Genomic DNA, 5,249 nt, shown 5'->3' with positions numbered 1-5,249 from the left:
CGGCCGTCCTGTGCGAGGCGCTGGCCGCCGCCGCGCCCGGGGCCCGCCTCGTCCACCTCGGCTCGGCGGCCGAGTACGGGGCGGGCGAGCCCGGCCGCCCCCTCGGCGAGAACGCGCCCGCCCGCTCGGCGTGTACGGCGCGACCAAGCTGTCCGGCACCCTCGCGGTCCTCGACTCGGGCCTGGACGCCGTGGTCCTGCTGGTGTTCAACCCGCTCGGCCCCGGTTCCCCGGCAGCGAGCCTGCCCGGGCGGCTCGCCGCCGAGCTGCGGCTCGCGATGCGGCATGACCCCAATGACGCCGACGAGCCGGACGCCACCGTCCGCGTCGGGGACCTGTCCGCCCACCGCGACTTCGGGGACGTCCGCGACGTCGCCCGGGCCGCCGGTCTCGCCGCCACCACGCCCGGCCGGGCCCCGCGCCTCCTCGCCATCGGGGGCGGCACGGCCCGCCCGGTGCGGGAGGTGGCCGAGGGGCTGGTGAGGGAGAGCGGCTTCCGCGGCCGCATCGAGGAGAGCGGCGGCGGCTCGGCCCGCTCGCCGCCGTCAGCTGGCAGCAAGCGGACATCGGGGCCGCCGGGCGGCTCCTCGGCTGGCAGCCCCGTTACTCCTTCGCCGAGTCGCTGACCGGTCTGTGGGCGGCGAGCGAGGCCCCGGCCGAAACCCCCGCCCGATGACGGACCATCAGCGCCGTCTGCTCGTAACCCTGTACGTCCACCCGGCGGCCGATCCGCACCCCTGGCGGGTGCTGGAGCGGGCCGCCGGGCGGCTGTACAGGGTCATCCTCAACCGGGCGGACGGGCCGGGCATCCGCCCCGACCCGGTGTTCGCCGAGGCCGCCGCGCGGCTGCGCGCCGCGGGTGCGCCGCTGCTCGGGTACGTCGACACCGCGTACGGCCGCCGCCGGGTGGGTGCGGTGCTCACCGACGTGCGGCGGCACCGCCGCTGGTACGGCGTGGACGGCGTGTTCCTCGACCGGACCGCGGCGCACGCCGCGACGCTGCCCCGCTCCCGGCGGCTGGCGCTGGCGTCCCGGGTGCTGGGCGCCCGTACGGTCGTGTTCAATCCCGGCACCCACCCCGATCCGCGGTACGCCGCCCTGGCCGACCTGCTGGTCACCTTCGAGGGCCGGTGGGACACCTACCGGCAGGCCGAGGTGCCGGACTGGACCGCCGCCCATCCGCCGGGGCGCTTCTGCCATCGGGTGTACGACATGCCCGGCGGGCGGGCCGGACAGGTGGGCCGCACCGCCCGGGCGCGCGGCGCCGCCGTGCACTGCGCGTTGCCCGGAGCGGGCGCCAACCCCTGGCGGTCCGCGCCCGACGAGCTGGAGGAGGCCCCCCGGTGACCGTACGGACGGTGTGGCGCCTGCGGCGCCTGGCGGCGGCGCTGATCGCAGCGCTGCTGCTGATCCTGACCGGATGCTGGGCGGCGGCTCCGCGGGCCGCGGCGGCGACCGGCCCCCGCGCTGGCAACCCCGCCCCGGCACCGCCTGGCAGTGGCAGCTGGCGGGCCGGATCGACGAGTCGGTCGACGTACCCGTCTACGACATCGACGGCTTCGAGAACTCCGCCCGCACCGTCGCCCGGCCGCACGCCCGTGGCCGCAAGGTGATCTGCTACATCAACGTCGGCGCCAAGGGTTTCGATGCGGTGGAGCCCGACCTGACGGACGGTTACCGCAATCGCACCGGCTTCCCGCTCACCGGAAGAAGGCGGTCTTCCACGTCGAGTACGCCCTGAAGCCGGGGGACTTCTGCCGGACCGCGAAGCGGCTGCGGCTCAGCTCGATGCAGAAGCGGCTGGACCTCGACCCCTGGCGCCGCTCCTGCTGAGCGCCGTCCGCGCCCCCTCTTCTGGTGCTATATCCGGCCATTTTCCCAAGGGCCCGGCCGGACCCGCATCCCGTGCCCGCGCGCTACCGCGCGGGCACGGTGCCCTATCCGTCCGGCGGCCCGAGATCGCGTGTCAAGGCCCACGGGCCTCGGTGCGGGGATTGGCAACTTGCTGCCGAAGGGGAAGCAGCGGCGCTCAGACGCGGTTTGCTGATTCAAGCAGACAGACAACGGCCTGCGGCGGTGATCGGGGGGACCAAGAGCGAGGTGGCCCTGGACGGGGGTCGGGGCCGCCCGTGGCGCAGGCGGCGTCGGGGAGATTCAGCCCCGACGCCGCCTCCCGGCCACCGCGTCGGACGAACGGGCCCTGGCTAAGGTCTGGAGCCATGCCGCACACCGCCGATACCGCAGCCGACACTGCCGCCGACACCGCCGTCGATACGGCCGCGCTGATCGAAGACCTGTATCCCGCCCTGGCCGCGCTCCGGGAGGCGGGCCCGGTGCACCGCATCGCCGGCACCGACGGCCGCCCCGCCTGGCTGGTCACCCGCTACGACGACGTACGGCGGGCGTTCGCCGACCCGCGCCTCTCGCTGGACAAGCGCCACGCCGCGCCGGGCAACTACAGTGGCTTCTCGCTGCCACCCGCCCTCGACACCAACCTGCTCAACATGGATCCCCCGGACCACACCCGGGTGCGCCGCCTCGTGGTCAAGGCGTTCACCTCCGGCCGGGTCGAGAAGCTGCGCGAACCGGTCCGGCGTGTCGCCGGTGAGCTGCTCGACGCCATCGAGGCCGACGGCCGTGCGGATCTGCTCGCCACGTACGCCGGACAGCTGCCCATCATCGTCATCTGCGATCTGCTCGGCGTCCCGGAGGGCGACCGCCGGGACTTCCGCGCCTGGAGCGACGCCCTGATCACCCCCGACCCGGCGCGGCCGCAGGGGGCGAAGGAGGCGGTCGGCGCCATGCTGCGCTTCTACACCGGCCTCATCGCGAAGAAGCGCGCCGAGCCCGGCGACGATCTGCTGTCCGACCTGATCAGGGTGCGCGACGACGAGACGGAGGGCGGCGCCGACCGGCTCAGCGAGGACGAACTGACCTCGCTGGCCTTCCTCATCCTGCTCGCGGGATACGAGAACACGGTCCACCTCATCGCCAACTCCGTGCTCTCCCTGCTCGACCACCCCGAACTCCTCCACGAGCTGCGCGAGGACCCCGCCCGCATCCCGGCCGCCTTCGACGAGCTGGCCCGCTACGAGGCCCCGGCCCCGCTCGCCATTCGCCGCTTCCCCCGGGAGGACATCGAGATCGGCGGTGTGACGATCCCCGCCGGGGAGACCGTGCTGCTCTCCGTGGCCTCGGCGCACCGCGATCCGGCGCGCTTCCAGGACCCGGACGCTCTCAATCCGCATATTGGCCGATCCGGGCACCTTGCCCTCGGTCACGGCATCCATTACTGCCTGGGCGCACCGCTCGCCCGGATGGAGACCGACATCGCTCTGGCCACGCTGTTGTCCCGTTTTCCGGGGTTGCGGCTGGAGGTGCCGAGGGAGGAGCTGCGGTGGCGGCCGACGATCCGTGCACGTGGCCTGATCTCGCTGCCTGTGACCTGGTGAGCGAAGGGGCGAACAAGTTTTTGATGCATAACCTTCGGTGGATGCGGTAAAAAGGTCATCGAGCCCGCCCGGTGTGCATCCCCCGTCGCACCGGGCGGGCCTCTGTGTGAGCGCACTCCTCTCCCTCGCTGTGAGCACACTCCTCACCGCGGTCGGGCGCGCTGCGAGCATCCCCCCGGACCGCACCCGCGCCGGACGCCACGGCAACCCCTACGGTCCCCATAAACCCCTGACTTACCGACCGGTAATCGGTCGGAACCGGGCATCCGGGGCCGAGAGTAAGCTCACATCCCTACCCTCTGCTGCGGCTTTAGCCGAGGCCATTAGCCTCCCTTTCATGACGGTCCTGCCCGACGGGCTTCCCCTAGCCGATGAATTCCCGGATGTGACGCGAGACGAGTGGCATCGCCTCGTGGAAGGCGTGCTGCGCAAGACCGGCGCGTCGGACGCCACGGGCGTACACGCCGAAGAGGCCCTCGCGACCGAGGTCGAGGACGGCATCACCGTCCGCCCCCTCTACACGTCCCAGGACGCCCCCCAGGACCCCGGACGCCCCGGCTACCCGGGCTTCGCCCCGTATCTGCGCGGCGCGCGGGCCGCGGGGTCCGCGGTCTCCGGCTGGGACGTACGCCAGCGGCACGCGCACCCGGACGCGGGCACCACCAACCGGGCCGTGCTCGCGGACCTGGAGAACGGCGCCGGGTCGGTGTGGCTGGCGGTCGGCGAGGGCGGGGTGGCCGTCGACGCGCTGCCCGAGGCCCTGGCCGGTGTCTACCTCGACCTCGCCCCCGTCGTCCTCGACGCGGGCCCCGACTTCGAGGCCGCGGCCCGCGCCCTGCTGCGGCTGTACGCCGACCGTCAGGTGCCGCCGCACGCGGCGCTCGGCAACCTGGGCGCCGACCCGCTGGGCCTGGTGGCCCGCACCGGCCGGGACGCGGACCTGCCCGCCCACCTGGCAGCCGCCGCCGACCTGGCGGTCGCCTGCTACCGCGACCACCGCGGCGTCCGGGCCCTCACCGTGGACGCGCTGCCGTACCACGAGGCCGGTGGCGGGGTGGCCCAGGAGCTGGGCTGCTCGCTGGCCGCCGGGGTGGCGTATCTGCGCGCGCTGACCGGGGCCGGGATGCCGGTCGAGGCGGCTTGCTCCGAGCTGGAGTTCCGCTACGCGGCCACCGCCGACCAGTTCACCACCATCGCCAAGCTGCGTGCCGCGAGGCGGCTGTGGGCGCGAGTGGCGGAGGCGTGCGGGGTGGCGACGGGCTCGGCGGAGTGCGCCCAGCGCCAGCACGCCGTCACCTCGCCGGTCATGATGACCCGGCGCGACCCCTGGGTGAACATGCTCCGCACCACCGTGGCGAGCCTGGCCGCCGGGGTCGGCGGCGCCGACGCGGTCACGGTGCTGCCGTTCGACAGCGCGATCGGCCTGCCGGACGACTTCGCCCGCCGCATCGCCCGCAACACCTCCACGATCCTGCTGGAGGAGTCGGGGCTGGCCCGGGTGATCGACCCGGCCGGTGGCTCCTGGTACGTCGAGTCGCTGACCGAGGAGATCTGCCGCGCCGCGTGGGGCTGGTTCCAGGAGATCGAGCGGGCCGGGGGACTGGCCGCCGCCCTCGCCTCCGGCCTGGTGCGCGACCGGCTGGCCGCCACCTGGGAGCGCCGCTCGCGCGACCTCGCCCGCCGCAAGGAGCCGATCACCGGAGTGAGCGAGTTCCCCAACCTGGCCGAGCCGCCCGTCCGGCGCGAGGCCGCGCCCGAGCGGTCCGGCGGCGGGCTGCCGCGGGTGCGCCGCGACGAG

Annotated in this window: 5 protein-coding genes; all 5 read left to right on the top strand. The window is 74.5% G+C overall.

All coding sequences use genetic code 11. The features are described from left to right. Positions 1–625, top strand: a 625-nt coding sequence (locus EEJ42_RS34365) for an NAD-dependent epimerase/dehydratase family protein (protein ID WP_425473008.1), incomplete at its 5' end; no start/stop codon positions are given. A 46-nt stretch (positions 626–671) separates the two neighbouring features. Next, on the top strand, positions 672–1,346 hold the full coding sequence (locus tag EEJ42_RS34360; protein WP_123106039.1) for a spherulation-specific family 4 protein: 675 nt from the start codon (positions 672–674) through the stop codon (positions 1,344–1,346). A 73-nt stretch (positions 1,347–1,419) separates the two neighbouring features. Then, positions 1,420–1,740 (top strand): endo alpha-1,4 polygalactosaminidase, encoded by a 321-nt coding sequence (locus EEJ42_RS34355; protein ID WP_425473007.1) that lies wholly within the window; start codon positions 1,420–1,422, stop codon positions 1,738–1,740. A 478-nt stretch (positions 1,741–2,218) separates the two neighbouring features. After that, a complete protein-coding gene (locus tag EEJ42_RS34350) occupies positions 2,219–3,451 on the top strand; it encodes a cytochrome P450 family protein (RefSeq protein ID WP_246097568.1) in 1,233 nt (410 codons plus the stop codon). Between the two features lie 337 nt (positions 3,452–3,788). Then, the coding region (locus EEJ42_RS34345) for a methylmalonyl-CoA mutase subunit beta (protein WP_123106041.1) at positions 3,789–5,249 on the top strand (1,461 nt) is incomplete at its 3' end.

This window comes from Streptomyces botrytidirepellens (genome assembly GCF_003721215.1).
Classification (GTDB): Bacteria; Actinomycetota; Actinomycetes; order Streptomycetales; family Streptomycetaceae; genus Streptomyces; species Streptomyces himastatinicus.
Note: the sequence above shows the minus strand (reverse complement) of the source record. Positions and strands in the feature narration are given on the sequence as shown.